This window comes from Streptomyces sp. NPDC014764 (assembly GCF_043082785.1).
GTDB lineage: Bacteria > Actinomycetota > Actinomycetes > Streptomycetales > Streptomycetaceae > Streptomyces > Streptomyces althioticus.
Genome location: NZ_JBIBXY010000004.1, coordinates 439,809 through 459,163 on the forward strand (window position 1 = coordinate 439,809; position 19,355 = coordinate 459,163).

A 19,355-nucleotide genomic window follows, 5' to 3' on the forward strand; every position below is an offset into this window, starting at 1 on the left:
GCCCACAGTCCGCCGCTATGCACGACACGCGGGGGCCGGCGATGGTTGTGCGCCTACCCCCTGCCTCAGCGTCCCAGGCGTCCCCGGACCATACCGACCAACGAGTTGACCTCGTCGATACGCATCCGGCGCGCGGCCACGTAGAAGACGCCCAGAAGGACGGCCCCGCCGCCGAGCAGCGCGGCGAACGAGCCGAGGACTCCCTGGCCCAGCACCTTGCTGATGCCGTAGCAGGCCGCGCCGCTGAGCAGGGCGGCCGGGACGGAGGCGATGCACAGGCGGGCGTAGGTCCGCAGCACCCGGGCGCCGTCCAGGTCGCCGCCCAGCCGCTTGCGCAGCCGGCGCCAGGCGACACCCACACCGAGGGCGTAGGCGACGCCGTACGAGGCGGCCATGCCGACGACGGCCCAGCGGGCCGGCAGCACCAGGAAGCACAGGCCGGCGGCGAGCGCGTTCGCGGCGGCCACGATGACCGTGTTGTAGAAGGGGGTCCGGGTGTCCTCGTAGGCGTAGAAGGCGCGCAGGACGACGTACTGCACGGAGTAGGGGATCAGGCCGAGGCCGAACGCCATCAGCATGTACCCCATGTTGGTGGCCTCGCTGGTGCCCGAGGACCCGAAGATCAGGGTGCACATCGGGATGCCGAGCGCGAGGAAGCCGAAGGCGATGGGCACGATCGCGACGGCGGTGGTCCGCAGACCCTGGGAGATGTCGTCGCGCACGGCGCCCCCGTCGTCCTCCGCCGCCGAGCGGGAGATGCGCGGCAGCAGGGCGGCCATCAGGGACACCGTGATGATGGCCTGCGGCAGACCCCAGATCAGCTGGGCGTTGGCGTAGGCGGCGAAACCGGTGCCCTCGACGTCCGAGCCGAGGCCCGCGGCGGTGGACAACTGGGTGACGACCAGCGCGCCCGCCTGGTTGGCGAGGACGAACAGGATGGTCCACTTGGCGAGCATCGCCGCCTTGCCGAGGCCGTGGCCCTTCCAGTCGAAGCGCAGCCGCATGCGGAAGCCGGTCTCCCGCAGGTACGGGATCATCGCGAGGGCCTGCACCACGAGACCCAGCAGCACGCCGATGCCGAGGAGGCGCAGACCCTCCGGCGGGATGTTCGAAACCTGCATCTTCGAGTCCGCGGCGGTGCCGTAGACCCAGATGAACGTGCCGAGCGTGACGATGATGACGATGTTGTTCAGGACCGGGGTCCACATCATCGCGCCGAACCGGCCGCGCGCGTTGAGGATCTGACCCATCACCACATGGACGCCCATGAAGAAGATCGAGGGCAGGAAGTACCGGGTGAAGGTGACGGCGACCTCGTTGGCCGCGGGGTCCGAGGCGACGGGGTTCGACAGCGCGCGCACCAGCAGCGGGGCGGCCAGCCAGGCGGCGGCGGTGAGCAGCGCCAGCGCCACCATCACCAGCGTCAGCAGCCGGTTGGCGTAGGCCTCGCCCCCGTCGTCGTCGTCCTTCATGGCGCGCACCAGCTGCGGCACGAAGACCGAGTTGAGGCCGCCGCCGACGGTGAGGATGTAGATCATCGTCGGCAGCTGGTAGGCGACCTGGAAGGAGTCGCCGAGCAGGCCGAGACCCAGGGCCGACACGATCAGCGCGGACCGGATGAAGCCCGTGAGACGGGACACCATCGTGCCCGCCGCCATCACGGCGCTGGACTTCAGCAGACCGCCGGCGCGACCGCCCTTCTTCGGCGTGGGCGCGGACGCTGGCTCCGGGGCCGCCGATTCCGCCGCGGGGGGCGGGGTGGCGCCCGCGTAGTGGCCGGGCGTCGGGGACGCGGGTCCGGGCACCGGGGCAGCGGCGTACTGCTGCGGGCCGCCCGCCGGCTGTCCGGGGTGCGGGCCGCCACGGGGACGGGTCTGGCCGCCGTGCTGGTCGGGGAAGGCGCCGCTCTGCTGCTGGTCGCGGAAGAGGTGAGCGAAGGCGTCCGGCTCATGGCGCTGCTCCCCCGCCTGGCCGACGAGGTCGTCCACGCCGACGTACTGCGTGGTGCGCGGGTCGTCGCCGTACGGAAGGTGCTGCGTGGGGCCGTCGGGCTCCGGGGCGGGCGTCCGGGCCCACACCCGTGGGTCGGGCGCGTACGGCGACTGGGGCGGCTGCCCGTAGAGGGGCTGCTGCGGCTGCTGCGCGCCCGGCGGGGGCGGCGGGTGCGCCGACCGGTCGTAGAGCGCCTCCGCGACCGGGTCCTGGGCGTCGATGTCCCGCGCCCGGTAGGGGTCCTGGGCGTAGGCGTCCTGGACGTACGGGTCGGCGGGTGGCTGTGACGCCTGGTCGTGCCCGGGCGGCGGACCCCCGGCGGGGTCCGACTCGGGATGGCCCGAGTTGGCCGCGGCATCGCCGCGGTCACCGTCGTACGGCGCGTTCATGGTTACCCCACCTCATCGTCCCTGGCCGACCGGCCACGACCTTCTCAACGGTCCACTCTCTCACCCGTGCCGGACGGGTCGGCGCTTTCCGGTGCGGTGTCCGGGGCCGGGTCACTCGGCTGCTCCGGGGTGTCCTCCCGGGTGTCCGATGCGGACTCCTCGGCAGGACGGCTCTCGGAGGCGCCGGGGTTCTTCGGGCCGTCGCCGTCGCCGTCGGTGTCGGCGTCCGCCGCGTCGTCCTGCTCCCGCTCCTCGGCCTGACGGGCCGCGGCGCGCTTGCGCTGGGTGTACATCCGGAAGCCGGCCAGGACGAGCAGCAGCACACCGCCGCCGATGACCAGCATCACCGTCGCGGTGATCTCGGTGACCTTCACGTCGAACGTGACGGGCTGACCGTAGGGCCGCCCGTCCTGCGTGTACAGCTGGGCGACCACGGTGGCCCGGCCGTTCGCGTTGGCGTTCGTGGTGAACTTCACCGACTGGCTGTGGCCGCCGGAGACGGCGACGGGCTGCTCCTCGTAGGCGTTGCCGTCGATCTGCAGACGGGTCGGGTTGGTGGAGGTGAGCCGGAGCACCAGGTGCTCGACGCCCTGCACCAGGTTGTTCTGGACCGTCACGGGGATCGTCGCGCTGCGGCCGGAGAGCTTGGTCTCCGACTTCTCGATCAGCCGGACCTGGCCGCTCAGGGTGTCCAGGTACGTTTCGACGCCGCTGCGGTAGATCGCCACCTCGGCCGGCCGGCCGCGCCAGGACGCCGCCATGCCCCGGTTCAGGGCGCGGCCGAAGGGCGTGACCACGCGGGACTGGTCGGACAGGACCACCTTGAAGCGGTCGAGCTTGTCCTGTGTCCTGGCGATCTGCTCGAAGGCCGACCGCGGGAGCTCCTGCTTGCGCAGCGACTTCGGATACGCGGACGCCGGGGGCACCTCGGTGCCGGCGGCCGGGTCCGGCTTGGACTTCGCTGCCGCCGTCAGGTCCTGCGGCTGCGACCAGGTGCTGTCCTGGAGAGCGCCGACGGCCTCGGCCATCGTCTGGGCCTGGGCGGCGGACGGCGTGCGCTGCGGGGCGATAACGACGCTGCGCGGACGGTCCGTCTGCAGGGCGAGGGTGAGGCTCTGGGCCAGGAAGCGCTGCACCGCCTGGGTGGAGGCGGAGGCCCTGGTCATGTCGCCGTCGAACACGGTGGACAGCCGCGCGTCCGCCACCACGGCCGTGGTGCCGCCGCCGATGGGACGGGGCGCGGTGGGCGTGTAGGTCAGGTCTCGGCCACCCTCGAAGGTGTCGCCGCGGACGATCACCTTGTCGGCGCCGGCAGAGGTGGAGACCTTGATGATCGAGGGGTCCACGGCTCCCTCGACGGGCCAGGCGTAGTCCGTGCTGGGCGCGACGTGGAGGATCGACTCGACGGTGCGGGCGGCTACGTCGGTCGCCTCCTTGAGGTGGCGCAGTGATCCCGTGACCGACGTGCCGTGGTGGGCGAGGGAGGCGAGGTCGGGGTCGCCGAACGGCAACGCGACGACCTCCTTGTCCGCCACCGCCTTCTGCACCTCGGTGAGCCAGCGCTTGGCGACCTCCTGGTGACCGCCGACGACGTTCTGGTCGTCCGTGTTCTGGCCGGAAATTTCGTAGCGGGTGGTCATCGCCTCGACGGAGGCAAGCAGGTCGGGGTCGATCACCCAGGTGACGTCGAGGTCCTTGCCGAGGGCCACCATCCGGTCCAGACGGCCGCCCGGGGAGATCTCCGCGGCGAGCTCGTCGTCGTGGAAGACGGGAGTCTGCTCCTCGTCGGACCCGGTCTCCGCCGTCATGTGGACGGTGGAGACCAGCGGCCACATGACGGTCGTCCTCGTCTTGGTGTCCAGCGCGTCCGGCTGCCACGGCAGGAAGGTGTGGCGGACGCCGAGCGTCTGCTCCCAGGGCTGGTCGGAGGTCTCGCCTGTGAGGGTGACGGACAGGTCGTAGACGCCGTCCTGGCCGAGGTCCAGCTCGTCGGCCGGCACGGAGATCGTGTAGGGCTGCGAGACGCCGGGGGCGAGCTTGGAGAACTTCTCGGTGTACTTGTCGTCGATCTCCGCCCCCACGGGGCTGTCGACGTCACCGGAGTTCTTGGCGACCCTGTCGATGCTCGAGCGGGTGTCCAGCGTCGAGCCAACCCGCAGGCTGACGGAGGCGTCGGTGACGGCCTTCTTGCCCTTGTTGGTGACCGTCCCGGAGACGGTCACGGTGTCGCCCTCGGCGGGGGCGCCGGGTGTGAGGGAGTCCACGGACACGGCCACGGAGCCGTTGTCGGAGGCGGCCCGTGGCGCGGCCGGGGTCGCGGCCTCCGCCGGGGATCCCGCGGGCAGCTGGAGCAGCCCGGCCAGGAGGGGTGTCCCGGCGAGCACGGCACCGGTGCGCCGCAGCCAGCGGCGGGCAGGTGAGGGACTGGTCCCCTGGAAGTCTGCCGCCTCGGCCACGCGCTCGCCCGTCCCTTGTCGTCGTCAGTGGTCGTCGGAATGTGCGTCCAGGCATGGTAACGAGGTGCGAGGAGGGGAAGTGCCGCGGACCGGCGCCCAAGATCGAGGGGCGCGGCGCCTTGTCCATGATCGCCACAGGTGTCCGGCTCGGCGTCTTTTTCCGGGCGCTCGCGGCCGCGCGGGCCACGTACCCTCTTCTGTTGTGCCGAACGCCAACGAAGCAACCAGTGCCCTGAGCCAGGTGCAGGACCGCGCCGTGAGTGAACTGTTGCGGGTCGCCCCTGTCGCCGACGACCTAGCCCGCCGTTTCCAGGAGGCGGGATTCTCACTCGCCCTGGTCGGCGGCTCGGTGCGGGACGCGTTGCTCGGCCGTCTCGGCAACGACCTGGACTTCACGACCGACGCCCGTCCGCAGGACGTTCTGAAGATCATGAGGCCCTGGGCGGACGCCGTCTGGGAGGTCGGGATCGCCTTCGGGACGGTCGGCGCCCAGAAGGAGGCGCGGGTCGGGGACACCGAGCGGAGCTTCCAGATCGAGGTGACCACCTACCGCTCCGAGGCGTACGACCGCACGTCACGCAAACCGGAGGTGTCCTACGGAGACTCCATCGAGGACGACCTCGTCCGTCGTGACTTCACCGTCAACGCGATGGCGGTCGCCCTCCCCGAGAAGAGGTTCATCGACCCCCACGGTGGTCTGAAGGACCTCGCCGAGCGCGTGCTGCGCACACCGGGGACGCCCGAGGAGTCCTTCTCCGACGATCCGCTGCGGATGATGCGGGCCGCGCGCTTCGCCGCCCAGCTCGACTTCGAAGTGGCTCCCGAGGTCGTCGCGGCGATGAAGGACATGGCGGGGCGCATCGAGATCGTCTCCGCCGAGCGGATCCGCGACGAACTGAACAAGCTGATCCTCTCCCCGTATCCCCGTAAGGGCCTCACGCTGCTCGTGGACACCGGGATCGCCTCCTATGTCCTGCCGGAGCTGCCGGCCCTGCACCTGGAGCGGGATGAGCACCACCGGCACAAGGACGTCTACGAGCACACCCTGATCGTGCTGGAGCAGGCGATGGCCCTGGAGGAGGACGGCCCCGACCTGACCCTCCGTCTCGCCGCCCTGCTGCATGACATCGGCAAGCCCCGGACCCGCCGCTTCGAGAAGGACGGCCGTGTCTCGTTCCACCACCACGAGGTGGTCGGGGCGAAGATGACCAAGAAGCGTATGACTGCGCTGAAGTACTCGAACGAGCTGGTGAAGGACGTGTCACGGCTGGTCGAGCTGCACCTGCGGTTCCACGGCTACGGCACGGGAGAGTGGACGGACTCCGCCGTCCGCCGCTATGTCCGGGACGCGGGACCGCTGCTCAGCCGGCTGCACAAGCTGACCCGCTCGGACTGCACCACGCGGAACCGCCGCAAGGCCGCCGCGCTCTCCCGCGCGTACGACGGGCTGGAACAGCGGATCGCTCAGCTGCAGGAGAAGGAGGAGCTGGACTCCATCCGCCCGGACCTCGACGGCAACCAGATCATGGAGATCCTGGATATCAAGCCGGGCCCGGAGGTCGGGAAGGCGTACAAGCACCTGCTGGAGCTCCGGCTGGAGAACGGTCCGATGGAGCACGACGAAGCGGTGAAGGCCCTCAAGGAGTGGTGGGCCGCACAGCAGGGCTGACAACGGAAGCGGGGTCATGTTTCACGTGAAACATGACCCCGCACACGATTCGGGGGCGGTGTTTCACGTGAAACACCGCCCCCGACGTCGTTCTTACTTGTCCTTCAGACAGAGCAGGAAGCTCTTGCTGCCGTTGGTCTCCGTGTAGACGTACGCGAAGTCCTTGGCCTCGGCCTCGCACTTGCTCTGGGCGGTCAGGCCGGAGTAGTTGCCCTCGACCTTGGCCAGCACCTTGTACTGCGCCTTCGCGTCACCGCAGTCGACGACCTCGAGGTCCGGGTCGTTGTCGTCCGTGCTGCCACGGTGCATGCAGTCGCCCACGGCGGCCGCAGCGGCGTCGTCACGGCTGGCGATCCACCCACCGATGGCCACACCCGCGACGATCAGGACGATCACGATGTTCTTGATCGTCTTGAAGCTGATCTTGCGACCCTGCGGCTGCGGGGGCACCGGGGCTCCCGGCGGCGGGAAACCGGGCTGACCGGCCTGCTGCGGGAAGGGGGCCTGGCCCTGGGGCTGGCCATAGGGCTGCTGCTGGCCCTGTGCGAACGGGTTGCCCTGGGGCGGCGGAGTGGTCACTTGGGGGTCCCCCTGTTACGTAGGCGCATGACGCGAAAGGCGCGTCGATAAGACCCACGTAAGCTATCGGTCCGCACCGACAACTCTGTAGTCAGTTCCTGCTTCGTGGCACTGATGTGACACTTACTGGCGTTCAAACCGGGCCATAGTTACCGCTACTGCTCCGTAGATAACGGCGATTGTTACCACCAGCGTGACTGAACGGCCGTCAGGCGGGAGCACCAGGGCGGCCACGGCCGCCGCTCCGACGAACGCCACGTTGAACAGCACGTCGTAGACCGAGAAGATCCGGCCGCGGAAATCGTCCTCCACGGATGCCTGGACGATCGTGTCCGTGGAGATCTTCGCGCCCTGGGTGGACAGGCCGAGCACGAACGCCCCCGCCAGCAACGGTCCGGTGGCGAAAGGCAGACCGAGCGCCGGCTCCAGCACGGCCGCCGCCGCGGCGCACGTCACGATCCAGCGGCCGGGGCCCATCCGCCCCGCGGCCCACGGGGTCAGCACGGCCGCGGCGAAGAAGCCGGCACCGGACGCCCCCAACGCCAGTCCGAGCAACGCGAGGCCCTCATCCGCGGTCGACGTCAGGTGATACCGGCACAGCATCAGCAGCATGACCAGCATCCCGCCGTAGCAGAAGCGCATCAGGAACATGCCCGTGAGGGCCCAGGCCGCGTCCCGGCGCACGGGTGCCGCGAGATGACGTACGCCCGCCACGAGGTCGGCGACCGTGCCGGAGAGAGCGGTGGACAACCGGGGGTGCTCCACAGCATGTTCCGGGCCGAGCAGTTCCTTGGCGATGCGCAGCGCCGACACGGCCGCGCACAGGTAGAGGGCGGCGCCGACGAGTACCACGGCCGCGTCCGAGTCCGAGGCGACCAGCCGGACCACGAAGGCCAGTCCGCCGCCCGCGGTCGCGGCGAGGGTCCCTGCGGTCGGGGAGAGGGAGTTCGCGATGACGAGCCGCTCGCCGTCCACCACACGCGGCAACGCGGCGGACAGCCCCGCGAGGACGAAGCGGTTGACGCCCGTGACGCACAGCGCGGCCACGAACAGGAGCCAGTCGGGGACCCGGACGAGGATCAGGAGGGCGGTCACCGCCGCCATCAGGGCGCGCAGCAGATTGCCGTAGAGGAAGACCTGGCGGCGGCGCCAGCGGTCCAGCAGGACGCCGGCGAAGGGGCCGACCGCGGAGTACGGCAGGAGCAGGATGGCCATGGCCGAGGCGATGGCCGCGGCGGAGGTCTGCCGCTCGGGCGAGAAGACGACGTACGCGGCGAGCGCGACCTGGAAGACGCCGTCGGCGCCCTGGGAGAGCAACCGGACGGCGAGCAGGCGCCGGAAGCCTTGGAAGCGCAGCAGAACGCGCAGGTCACGGACGACGGCCATGGGGCACAGCCTCACATACGACGGGGGTCTCCGGGACATACGACCCGGAGACCCCCGACTGCCCGCGGTGGTCGCGCTTAGCGCTCGACCTCGCCCTTGATGAACTTCTCGACGTTCTCACGGGCCTCGTCGTCGAAGTACTGCACCGGCGGCGACTTCATGAAGTACGAGGAGGCCGAGAGGATGGGGCCGCCGATGCCCCGGTCCTTGGCGATCTTCGCGGCGCGCAGGGCGTCGATGATGACACCGGCGGAGTTCGGGGAGTCCCAGACCTCGAGCTTGTACTCCAGGTTCAGCGGGACGTCGCCGAAGGCGCGGCCCTCGAGGCGGACGTAGGCCCACTTGCGGTCGTCCAGCCAGGCGACGTAGTCGGACGGGCCGATGTGGACGTTCTTCTCGCCGAGCTCCCGGTCGGGGATCTGCGAGGTGACGGCCTGGGTCTTCGAGATCTTCTTCGACTCGAGGCGGTCGCGCTCGAGCATGTTCTTGAAGTCCATGTTGCCGCCGACGTTCAGCTGCATCGTGCGGTCCAGGATGACGCCCCGGTCCTCGAACAGCTTCGCCATGACGCGGTGCGTGATGGTGGCGCCGACCTGCGACTTGATGTCGTCGCCGACGATCGGGACGCCCGCCTCGGTGAACTTGTCCGCCCACTCCTTGGTGCCGGCGATGAAGACCGGGAGGGCGTTGACGAAGGCGACCTTGGCGTCGATGGCGCACTGGGCGTAGAACTTCGCCGCGTCCTCGGAGCCGACGGGCAGGTAGCAGACGAGGACGTCGACCTGCTTGTCCTTGAGGACCTGCACGACGTCGACCGGCTCCTCGGCGGACTCCTCGATGGTCTCGCGGTAGTACTTGCCGAGACCGTCGAGCGTGTGGCCGCGCTGGACCGTCACGCCGGTGCGGGGAACGTCGCAGATCTTGATGGTGTTGTTCTCGGAGGCGCCGATGGCGTCCGCGAGGTCGAGGCCGACCTTCTTGGCGTCCACGTCGAACGCGGCGACGAACTCGACGTCACCGACGTGGTACTCGCCGAACTGGACGTGCATCAGGCCCGGCACCTTGGCCGCCGCATCGGCGTCCTTGTAGTACTCGACTCCCTGCACCAGCGATGCGGCGCAGTTGCCCACGCCGACGATGGCTACGCGAACCGAACCCATTCCGGTTGCTCCCTGTGTGTACGAGTGAGGTCCTCGCGGACTCTCACGTGGCGGTGTCGCCGGGCGTATCCGGCCGGGGGTCGTCCCCGGACCGGGGCAGGTCGCCCGTCGCTCCTGATGTGGTGTCCTGCTGAGCGGGCCCCCCGGCGGCGGGCCCCTTGAGGTCCCGGCCGGCCCGCTCGCTCTCGATGAGCTCGTTCAGCCAGCGCACTTCGCGCTCCACGGACTCCATCCCGTGGCGCTGAAGCTCAAGCGTGTAGTCGTCGAGGCGTTCCCGGGGCCGGGCCAGGGAGGCGCGCATCTTCTCGAGGCGCTCCTCCAGCCGGCTGCGGCGGCCCTCGAGCACGCGCATACGGACGTCGCGCGACGTCTGCCCGAAGAAGGCGAACCGCGCGGCGAACGTCTCGTCCTCGTACGCGTCCGGCCCCGTCTGGGCGAGCAGCTGTTCGAAGTGCTCCTTGCCCTCCGCTGTCAGGCGGTAGACGATCTTGGCGCGACGCCCGGTCAGCGGCGCGGCGAGGGCGTCCTCGGTGGTGTTCCCCGGTTCCTCGATCAACCAGCCGTTGGCGACCAGCGTCTTGAGGCAGGGATAGAGCGTCCCGTAGCTGAACGCACGGAACACACCCAGTGACGTATTGAGTCGCTTGCGCAGCTCGTACCCGTGCATCGGCGCCTCACGGAGCAGGCCGAGTACGGCGAACTCGAGGATTCCGGAACGCCGGCTCATCGTCGCCTCCCCTCTGCTCCGGTCGTGCCGCGATGGGCTCGTGGGCGGCTCGCGGCCGCCTTTATGTCGCGCTGATGTATCGACTCGATACATCACGACGATAGAACGACCTTCCGGAAGCGACAAGAGGGGGGAGAGTGAACGGGATCACATCACCGTTTCGTTGCGAGCAAGTTGCCTGATTTGAGGTGAACTTCTGCGCCCGGGGGGTTTTGGTGGTGCGTAGTCTGTGCGCCATGCAGACCACCGGGAACCGAGTGACGACTGGGGGCGTCCTTGTCCCCGGTGCAGTACGGATGAATGCGCCGAGCGCCGCATCCGTACTTCGGGGGGACCGGAAACCAGCCGCCGTTTCCAGGCGCGCAGAGATGCGCCTGCCCGAGGAGTAGTCGTTCGATGAGCGAGCACCGTCGCAAACCGCCGCAGCCGCAGGGAGGCGGACGTGCCGCGGCCCGACGCGGTCAGTCCGGCTCGTCCTCCGGCCGCCGAGCGGCACCGCGAGGCGCCACCGGATCTCCGTCCGATTCCTATGGGTCGGGAACCCGCGGTGCGGGGGATGAGGCCCGTACCTACGGCAGCCGTGCCGAGGCACGACGCGCGGCTCAGCGGGGAGGGTCCCGCCGCGCTGCCGGACCCGGACGCGGACGAGGACGCGCGGCCCCTCCGGGCAAGAAGAAGATCATCGATTATCCGCGCTACGACAAGGACGGCTGGCGCCGCTGGCTGCCGTCCTGGAAGCTCGTGTCCGGCCTGTGCCTCGCCTTCTTCGGCGGCCTCGTCGCCGTGGCCGGTATCGGGTACGCGATGGTGAGCGTGCCCAGCGAGGAGAACGCCGCGGCGCGGTCCGAGAACAACGTCTACTACTGGGAAGACGGCACCCAGATGGTCGCCACCGGCAGCGGCCAGAACCGGCAGAACGTCACGCTCGACCGCATCCCCGAAGCTATGCGCTGGGCTGTGATCTCGGCCGAGAACAAGAGCTTCTACAAGGACTCGGGCATCGACCCCATGGGCATCGCCCGCGCGCTCGGCAACATGGCGACCGGTGGTGACACCCAGGGCGGATCGACGATCACCCAGCAGTTCGTGAAGAACACCTACCTGACCCAAGAGCAGACGGTCTCCCGGAAGTTCAAGGAGATGTTCATCTCGATCAAGGTGGGTACCAAGCTCTCCAAGGACGAGATCCTCCAGGGTTACCTGAACACCTCCTACTACGGCCGCGGCGCCTACGGCATTCAGGCCGCCGCGCAGACGTACTACGGCAAGGACGCGGTCGACCTCACACCGAGCGAGTGCGCCTTCCTCGCGGCCCTTCTCAAGGGCCCGACGTACTACGACCCGGCGGGCAACGAAAGCATCGACAGTTCGGCGAACGCCCAGGCCAACCGGGAACGCTCCGAGGAGCGCTGGTCCTGGATCCTCGAGCAGATGCACAAGGACGAGCACCTCTCGACCGCCGAGTACCAGGAGGCGATCAAGAGGTACCCGATGCCCCAGGGCCGCAAGGCCACCAAGGGCATGACCGGCCAGGTCAGCTACCTGGTCGACACGGCCAAGCGGTACGTCCTGAAGAACTCGGACATCTCCGAGGCGCAGTTCGACCAGGGCGGTTACCAGATCTACACGACCTTCGAGAAGGAGAAGGTCGAGGCGCTGGCCAAGGCCGTGAAGAAGGTCGAGAAGGAGAACATCGACCCGAAGCGCGAGAAGGACCAGCACGTCCAGTTCGGCGCGGCCACGGTGAAGCCCAAGGACGGCGCGATCGTCGCCCTGTACGGCGGCCCCGGATTCGAGAACGGCCACTTCGTCAACAACGCCGACACCTCCGGTGTCCCCGTCGGTTCGACGTGGAAGCCCTTCGTGCTCGCGGCCGCGATGCAGCACGGCACGTACAAGACCAACGGTGTGGGAGTCTCGCCGGCCAGTAAGTACAACGGCGACGACCACCTGAAGATCCTGAACAACGACGGCTCCTACGTCCTCAAGAAGGACAACACGCCGTTCTTCCAGGAGAACGAGAGCGACAAACCGTGGGGCTACATCAGCCTGCGGAAGGCGATGGAGCAGTCGGTCAACACCCCGTTCGTGCAGCTCGGCATGGACGTCGGGATGAAGAAGGTGGCGGACGTCGCACAGAAGTCCGGCATCCTCGAGGACAGCTTCGCCGGCCTCAACGCCTCGTTCGCCCTCGGTACGTCCACGCCCAGCGCGATCCGCATGGCGGACGCGTACGCGACGTTCGCGGCTTCGGGCAAGCAGGCCGACCCGTACTCGGTGACCGAGGTCAAGTACCGGGGCTCGGAGCTGCCCAACTTCGAGAAACCGCGGGTCAAGCAGGCGATGCCCGAGAACGTGGCGCACAACGTCACCGACGTGCTCGAGAACGTGATCGAGAACGGTACGGCGCAGCACGCCAAGGAACTGGGGCGCCGGGCGGCCGGCAAGACGGGTACCACGGACGAGAACAAGTCCGCCTGGTTCGTCGGCTACACCCAGCAGCTGTCGACCGCGGTCGCGATGTTCCGTGAGGACCCCAAGAGCCACAAGCTGCTCTCCATGAACGGCACGGCGGGCAAGGACTCGATCCATGGTGGTGACATCCCCACCGAGGTGTGGACCGAGTTCATGAAGGCCGCGCTGAAGGGCAAGTCCGACCCCGGTTTCCCCAAGGCCGAGAAGATCGGCGAGGTCGCCGACGGCGTCGGCGCACCGTCGCCGACCCCGACCGAGACGGAGACCGAGGAGGCGACGCCGTCCGAGCCGCCGACGCCCTCCGAGACGGTGACCACTCCGCCCCCGCCCACGGAGACCGAGACCTGCGGCCCCTTCGACTTCCGTTGCCGGGACGAGGAGGAGGACGACGGCGGGACCGGAAACGGTGGTGGTGACAACGGAGGCTCCGACGGAGGTACGACCACGTCGCCCGATCCCACCGAGAGCGAGGACCCCGGAGGCCCACGGGGCGGTGGCAACGGCGGCTTGTTCGGAGGCCCCGGCGGCTGAGCCGTCCCGCGCCCGATGTGGGCGTTTCACGTGAAACATGGGCCGCCGTACCCGACGGGTACGGCGGCCCTCGCCGTACCACCGGACAGGTACGGCAGGATGTGCGGCATGCCCAGTGGAAAAACGACGAGCGTCCACGAGCCGGACCCGGTGCGGCCGACGGAGGAGGACCGGGTCGCAGCGGCCGGCAGCGAACTGATCGGGGGACCGATCGGCCGGCGTGCCCTGCTCGGCAGATCCTGGTGGACTCCGGTGCGGGTGATCGCGCTCGTGGCGATCGGTGTGTTCGCCCTCGGGCTGGTGCAGAAGGCGCCCTGTTACAACGGCGCCTGGTTCTTCGGCGCCAGTTCGCAGTACACGCACGCCTGCTACTCGGACATTCCGCACCTGTACCAGGGGCGCGGCTTCGCCGACGGGCTGGTGCCGTACTTCGACCGGCTTCCCGGGGACATGGAGTACCTGGAGTACCCGGTCCTGACGGGCGTGTTCATGGAGGTCGCGTCCTGGCTGACACCGGGCAGCGGCAGCATCCAGCACCAGGAACAGTGGTACTGGATGGTCAACGCCGGGATGCTCATGGCGTGCGCGGCGGTCATCGCCGTGTGCGTGACGCGCACCCACGCCCGGCGGCCCTGGGACGGTCTGCTCGTCGCTCTCGCCCCGGCCTTCGCGCTGACCGCCACCATCAACTGGGACCTGCTGGCGGTCGCTCTGACGGCCGCCGCGATGCTGATGTGGTCCCGGGGCCGCGCCCTCGCCTTCGGTGTGCTGCTGGGCCTCGCCACGGCCGCCAAGCTCTATCCCGTACTGCTCCTCGGACCCCTGCTCGTGCTGTGCTGGCGCGCGGGCCGGTGGCGGGAGTACTGCACGGCGCTCGGCGGGGCCGCCGTCGCCTGGATCGTCGTGAACGGGCCGGTGATGCTGTTCGCCTTCGACGGCTGGTCGAAGTTCTACACGTTCAGCCAGGAACGCGGCGTCGACTTCGGGTCCTTCTGGCTGATCCTGGCGCAGAACTCGGACGACCCGATCGCCACCGAGACGGTCAACACGCTCGCGACGCTGCTGATGCTGCTGTGCTGCGCGGGCGTGGCAGCCCTGACGCTCACGGCGCCGCGCCGGCCGCGCTTCGCCCAGCTGGCCTTCCTGATCGTCGCGGCGTTCATCCTCACCAACAAGGTCTACTCGCCGCAGTATGTGCTGTGGCTGGTGCCCCTCGCGGCGCTGGCCCGGCCGAAGTGGCGTGACTTCCTGATCTGGCAGGCCTGCGAGGTGACGTACTTTCTGGGCATCTGGATGTACCTCGCGTACACGACCAGCGGGGACGCCCACAAGGGTCTGCCCGCCGACGGCTACCACTGGGCCATCGGCGCGCACCTGGCGGGGACGCTCTTCCTGTGCGTCATGGTCGTCCGCGACATTCTGATGCCGGATCGCGACCCGGTGCGCCGCTCCGGTGATGACGACCCCTCAGGTGGCGTGCTGGACGGCGCCGAGGACGTCTTCGTGCTCGGTCCCGCGGCCCGTCCAGCGCGCCACGCGGTCCACTTCGAGGCGCCTCAGGTCGACTGGGGCAGAACGCAGGCCGGGGGCGGTTCGCTCTGAGCGAACCGCCGGGATGTGCTCCCGGACCACGCGAAGGGGCCGTGCACGGAACGTCCGTGCACGGCCCCTTCGCGATGGGTCCCGGTGTCGTCTCAGCAGTCGACGAGCCGGTCGAACTGCGTCGTGGTGTGCCGCAGATGGGCCACCAGCTCCTCGCCGACCTGGGGCTCGGGGGCGTCGGCCGGCACGAACAGGATGGACACCTGCATGTGCGGCGGCTCGGCGAACCAGCGCTGCTTGCCGGCCCACACGAACGGCGAAAGGTTCCGGTTTACGGTCGCGAGGCCCGCCCGGGCGACACCCTTGGCGCGCGGCATGACGCCGTGCAGGGCCTTGGGGGACTCCAGACCCACCCCGTGGGACGTTCCACCCGCCACGACCACCAGGTAACCGTCCGAGGCGGCCTTCTGCTGCCGGTAGCCGAACCGGTCCCCCTTGGCGACCCGGGTGACGTCCAGGACCGCGCCACGGTACTCGGTGGCCTCGTGGTCCCCCAGCCAGAGCCGGGTGCCGATCCGGGCGCGGAAACGGGTCTGCGGGAACTGCTGCTGGAGGCGGGCCAACTCGTCTGCCTTGAGGTGGCTGACGAACATCGTGTGCAGCGGCAGACGGGCCGCGCGCAGCCGGTCCATCCAGCCGATGACCTCCTCGACGGCGTCCGAGCCGTCGGTGCGGTCCAGCGGGAGGTGGATGGCGAAGCCCTCCAGCCGGACGTTCTCTATCGCGGCGTGCAACTGGGGCAGGTCCTGCTCGCTGATGCCGTGCCGCTTCATCGAGGACATCACCTCGATGACGACGCGGGCGCCGACCAGGCCGTACACGCCGTCGACCGACGACACCGAGCGGATGACCCGGTCGGGCAGCGGCACCGGCTCCTCGCCCCGCCGGTAGGGCGTCAGCACCAGCAGGTCACCGCCGAACCAGTCCTTGATCCGCGCGGCCTCGTACGTCGTGCCGACGGCCAGGACGTCCGTGCCCAGCCGTGTGGCCTCCTCGGCGAGACGCTCGTGGCCGAAGCCGTAGCCGTTGCCCTTGCAGACGGGGACGAGCCCCGGGAACTGCTCCTGCACGTGCTTGTGATGCGCCCGCCAGCGCGCGGTGTCGACGTAGAGCGTGAGCGCCATGGCCGGACCTGGAACCTTTCTCGTGGCTGCGGTGTAACAAAGGTATGGGAGGCGACGAAGCCCGTCGGGCTACGAAGACGGATACCGCGCCGAAGCGCGGGTCAGCGGCGGGACATGTACATGTCGAGCGCCTTGTGGAGCAGCTTGTTGAGCGGGAAGTCCCACTCGCCGAGGTACTCGGCCGCCTGCCCGCCGGTGCCGACCTTGAACTGGATCAGGCCGAAGAGGTGGTCGGTCTCGTCCAGCGAGTCGGAGATGCCGCGGAGGTCGTAGACGGTGGCGCCGAGCGCATAGGCGTCGCGCAGCATCCGCCACTGCATCGCGTTCGAGGGGCGGACCTCACGGCCGATGTTGTCGGAGGCGCCGTAGGAGTACCAGACGTGCCCGCCGACGATCAGCATGGTGGCCGCGGACAGGTTCACGCCGTTGTGCCGCGCGAAGTACAGGCGCATGCGGTTGGGGTCCTCGGTGTTGAGGGCCGTCCACATCCGCTGGAAGTACGACAGCGGGCGCGGCCGGAAGTGGTCACGCACGGCGGTGATCTCGTACAGCCGCTGCCACTCGGCCAAGTCCTCGTAGCCGCCCTGGACGACCTCGACGCCGGCCTTCTCGGCCTTCTTGATGTTGCGGCGCCACAGCTGGTTGAAGTTCTTGTGGACCTCTTCGAGCGAGCGGTTCGCCAGCGGCACCTGGTAGACGTAGCGCGGCTGGACGTCGCCGAAGCCGGCGCCGCCGTCCTCGCCCTGCTGCCAGCCCATGCGGCGCAGCTTGTCCGCCACCTCGAAGGCGCGGGGCTCGATGAAGTCGGCCTCCAGGTCACGCAGGCGCTTGACGTCCTGGTCCTGGATGCCCCGCTTGATGGTCGGAGCCTCCCAGCGGCGGATGATCACCGGCGGGCCCATCTTCACGGAGAAGGCGCCCTGCTGCTTCAGATGGGCGAGCATCGGCTCGATCCAGTCCTGCAGGTTCGGCGCGAACCAGTTGATGACCGGGCCCTCGGGCAGGTAGGCGAGGTAACGCTTGATCTTGGGGAGCTGCCGGTAGAGCACCAGACCCGCGCCGACCATCTCGCCGGTGCGGTCGTCGAACCAGCCGAGGTTCTCCGCGCGCCACTCCGCCTTCACGTCTGCCCAGGCCGGGACCTGCATGTGGCTCGCCGACGGCAGGCTCTGGATGTACGCCAGATGCTGCTCGCGACTGATGGTCCTCAGGGTCAGGCTCATTCGGGGCGCTCCTCGGGCTGGTGTGTCCCCATGGGTTCAGGGGCTCCGGCTCTCGCGCGAAGCCTACTGCGCCCCGGGTGCGGCCCGTCTGGGCGCACAGGACCTTCGCCCCGGCCGGCGGGCGGCCGGGGCGTCCGACGATGTGTGGAAGGGGTGGGTGGTGGCGACGTCAGTCGACGACTCCGCCGAATAGTCCGCCGTGCGCCATGCCCAGGAAGAAGCCGACCGCCGCCAGGCCGAGGCCCAGGATCAGTCCGAAACGCTCGCGCGTCGTGACGGAGATCCACTGGCCGTACGCACCGGTGAGGATGCCGATCAGGCCGGTCCAGGAGCTGAGCAGGTGCAGGTGATGGAACTGCGCCGAGATGAAGGCGGTGAGCCCCAGCACCAGGGTCACCGCGAGCAGGGTGTCCTGGAGCGGATGGGGCTTGCCGTCGCTGGCGAAGAGTCCGCCGGCGGTGTTGGGTCGCATTGCCTGTGCCATGGGCACCTCCTGCGAAGGGCGGCGCATCGTAGCGCCGTACACACCCGATGTGTCCAGATTGACGGTCCTCACGGCCGGATTTCAACCGGAAGCCGCTGTGCGGGTACTCTGTAGCGTCTGCACCGGTGTCTGTCCGGACAGAGCCAGGCGGGAACAGGAGAGGGCCACGGCCGCTCCGTCCGGCCCGGAAACCCGCCGCCCGACCCCGTTGTCAGTGGCGGCTGTTCTACTGACAGGCAACGTTGCGCAACGCATCACGACCCTCCTGCCACGGAACGACCGTGGCCGCTGAGTCCAAAGGAGGTGGGTTCCACATGCGTCACTACGAGGTGATGGTCATCCTCGACCCCGATCTCGAGGAGCGCGCTGTCTCCCCGCTGATCGAGAACTTCCTCTCTGTCGTCCGTGACGGCGGCGGAAAGGTCGAGAAGGTCGACACCTGGGGCCGTCGTCGTCTCTCGTACGAGATCAAGAAGAAGCCCGAGGGCATCTACTCGGTCATCGACCTGCAGGCCGAGCCTGCGGTCGTCAAGGAGCTCGACCGCCAGATGAACCTGAACGAGTCGGTCCTCCGGACCAAGGTCCTCCGTCCCGAGACCCACTGAGCTCCGCTCAGCTGATCCCGGGATCCGAGTAGCAGCACAAGCAGCCAGCAGCAAACCCGCCGAGAGGTTCCCCCATGGCAGGCGAGACCGTCATCACGGTCGTCGGCAATCTTGTCGACGACCCCGAGCTGCGCTTCACCCCGTCCGGTGCGGCCGTCGCGAAGTTCCGTGTCGCGTCGACCCCCCGCACCTTCGACCGCCAGACGAACGAGTGGAAGGACGGCGAGAGCCTGTTCCTGACCTGCTCCGTCTGGCGTCAGGCGGCGGAGAACGTCGCCGAGTCGCTCCAGCGAGGCATGCGCGTCATCGTGCAGGGCCGGCTGAAGCAGCGGTCCTACGAGGACCGTGAGGGCGTCAAGCGCACGGTCTACGAGCTGGACGTCGAGGAAGTCGGCGCCAGCCTGCGCAACGCCACGGCCAAGGTCACCAAGACCACCGGCCGCGGCGGCCAGGGTGGCTACGGCGGCGGTGGCGGCGGCGGCGGCCAGCAGGGCGGCGGCTGGGGCGGCGGCCCCGGCGGCGGCCAGCAGGGCGGCGGCGCTCCTGCCGACGACCCGTGGGCGACCGGTGCTCCCGCCGGTGGCCAGCAGGGCGGTGGCGGTGGCGGCGGCTGGGGCGGTGGCTCCGGCGGCAGCGGCGGCGGCTACTCGGACGAGCCCCCCTTCTAGGGCGGGCCGTACCACACTTCTTGATCACACAGGAGAATCACCATGGCGAAGCCGCCTGTGCGCAAGCCGAAGAAGAAGGTCTGCGCTTTCTGCAAGGACAAGGTCACGTACGTGGACTACAAGGACACGAACATGCTGCGGAAGTTCATTTCCGACCGCGGCAAGATCCGTGCCCGCCGCGTGACCGGCAACTGCACGCAGCACCAGCGTGACGTCGCCACGGCCGTGAAGAACAGCCGTGAGATGGCGCTGCTGCCCTACACCTCCACCGCGCGATAAGGGAAG

15 protein-coding genes are annotated in these 19,355 nt (G+C 69.2%); 6 read left to right on the forward strand and 9 right to left on the reverse strand.

The annotated features are described in order from the left end of the window. Window positions 1-65: 65 nt before the first annotated feature. The gene (gene murJ / locus ACF1AG_RS13895; protein ID WP_391809776.1) at window positions 66-2,381 is read right to left on the reverse strand and encodes a murein biosynthesis integral membrane protein MurJ; all 2,316 of its coding nucleotides are present in this window, start codon (window positions 2,379-2,381) and stop codon (window positions 66-68) included. 44 nt (window positions 2,382-2,425) lie between these two features. Next, entirely contained in the window at window positions 2,426-4,837 is a 2,412-nt protein-coding gene (locus tag ACF1AG_RS13900) for a DUF6049 family protein (protein ID WP_391809777.1), read from the reverse strand. Between the two features lie 202 nt (window positions 4,838-5,039). On the opposite strand from ACF1AG_RS13900, the gene ACF1AG_RS13905 reads away from it, so the two are divergent. After that, the gene (locus ACF1AG_RS13905; RefSeq protein ID WP_387796044.1) at window positions 5,040-6,506 is read left to right on the forward strand and encodes a CCA tRNA nucleotidyltransferase; all 1,467 of its coding nucleotides are present in this window, start codon (window positions 5,040-5,042) and stop codon (window positions 6,504-6,506) included. A 93-nt stretch (window positions 6,507-6,599) separates the two neighbouring features. On the opposite strand, the gene ACF1AG_RS13910 is transcribed toward ACF1AG_RS13905, so the two are convergent. The 4 genes from ACF1AG_RS13910 to ACF1AG_RS13925 all read right to left on the reverse strand — a co-directional run bounded on the left by ACF1AG_RS13910 (window position 6,600) and on the right by ACF1AG_RS13925 (window position 10,358). Further along, window positions 6,600-7,085 (reverse strand): hypothetical protein, encoded by a 486-nt coding sequence (locus tag ACF1AG_RS13910; protein WP_359607421.1) that lies wholly within the window; start codon window positions 7,083-7,085, stop codon window positions 6,600-6,602. A 123-nt stretch (window positions 7,086-7,208) separates the two neighbouring features. Continuing rightward, the gene (locus tag ACF1AG_RS13915; RefSeq protein WP_391809778.1) at window positions 7,209-8,471 is read right to left on the reverse strand and encodes an MFS transporter; all 1,263 of its coding nucleotides are present in this window, start codon (window positions 8,469-8,471) and stop codon (window positions 7,209-7,211) included. A 77-nt stretch (window positions 8,472-8,548) separates the two neighbouring features. After that, window positions 8,549-9,631, reverse strand: coding sequence for an inositol-3-phosphate synthase (locus ACF1AG_RS13920; RefSeq protein WP_359607417.1), 1,083 nt, complete (start codon window positions 9,629-9,631; stop codon window positions 8,549-8,551). A 43-nt stretch (window positions 9,632-9,674) separates the two neighbouring features. Beyond that, a complete protein-coding gene (locus ACF1AG_RS13925; RefSeq protein ID WP_391809779.1) occupies window positions 9,675-10,358 on the reverse strand; it encodes a helix-turn-helix transcriptional regulator in 684 nt (227 codons plus the stop codon). A gap of 396 nt (window positions 10,359-10,754) precedes the next feature. Between ACF1AG_RS13925 and ACF1AG_RS13930 the strand changes: the two genes are divergently transcribed. Then, window positions 10,755-13,364, forward strand: coding sequence for a transglycosylase domain-containing protein (locus ACF1AG_RS13930; protein ID WP_387796052.1), 2,610 nt, complete (start codon window positions 10,755-10,757; stop codon window positions 13,362-13,364). Between the two features lie 99 nt (window positions 13,365-13,463). Further along, entirely contained in the window at window positions 13,464-14,966 is a 1,503-nt protein-coding gene (locus tag ACF1AG_RS13935) for a glycosyltransferase 87 family protein (protein WP_359607413.1), read from the forward strand. A gap of 92 nt (window positions 14,967-15,058) precedes the next feature. On the opposite strand, the gene ACF1AG_RS13940 is transcribed toward ACF1AG_RS13935, so the two are convergent. The 3 genes from ACF1AG_RS13940 to ACF1AG_RS13950 form a co-directional block, all read right to left on the reverse strand. Then, window positions 15,059-16,090 carry an alanine racemase gene (locus ACF1AG_RS13940; protein ID WP_391809780.1) on the reverse strand — a complete coding sequence of 344 codons (1,032 nt, stop codon included), beginning with the start codon at window positions 16,088-16,090 and terminating at the stop codon, window positions 15,059-15,061. Window positions 16,091-16,191: 101 nt separating this feature from the next. Then, window positions 16,192-17,313 carry a peptidoglycan bridge formation glycyltransferase FemX gene (gene femX, locus ACF1AG_RS13945; RefSeq protein ID WP_359600675.1) on the reverse strand — a complete coding sequence of 374 codons (1,122 nt, stop codon included), beginning with the start codon at window positions 17,311-17,313 and terminating at the stop codon, window positions 16,192-16,194. Window positions 17,314-17,482: 169 nt separating this feature from the next. After that, a complete protein-coding gene (locus ACF1AG_RS13950) occupies window positions 17,483-17,797 on the reverse strand; it encodes a hypothetical protein (RefSeq protein WP_359600674.1) in 315 nt (104 codons plus the stop codon). A gap of 314 nt (window positions 17,798-18,111) precedes the next feature. Here ACF1AG_RS13950 and rpsF point away from each other — a divergent pair, with 314 nt between their 5' ends. The 3 genes from rpsF (at window position 18,112) to rpsR (ending at window position 19,349) form a co-directional block, all read left to right on the forward strand. After that, window positions 18,112-18,402: a 30S ribosomal protein S6 gene (rpsF, locus tag ACF1AG_RS13955; protein ID WP_004985983.1), complete on the forward strand. Its 291-nt coding sequence runs from the start codon at window positions 18,112-18,114 to the stop codon at window positions 18,400-18,402. 74 nt (window positions 18,403-18,476) lie between these two features. Continuing rightward, window positions 18,477-19,070: a single-stranded DNA-binding protein gene (locus ACF1AG_RS13960; RefSeq protein ID WP_359600672.1), complete on the forward strand. Its 594-nt coding sequence runs from the start codon at window positions 18,477-18,479 to the stop codon at window positions 19,068-19,070. Window positions 19,071-19,112: 42 nt separating this feature from the next. Continuing rightward, a complete protein-coding gene (gene rpsR, locus ACF1AG_RS13965) occupies window positions 19,113-19,349 on the forward strand; it encodes a 30S ribosomal protein S18 (RefSeq protein WP_003949403.1) in 237 nt (78 codons plus the stop codon). The last annotated feature ends 6 nt before the right edge of the window (window positions 19,350-19,355 follow it).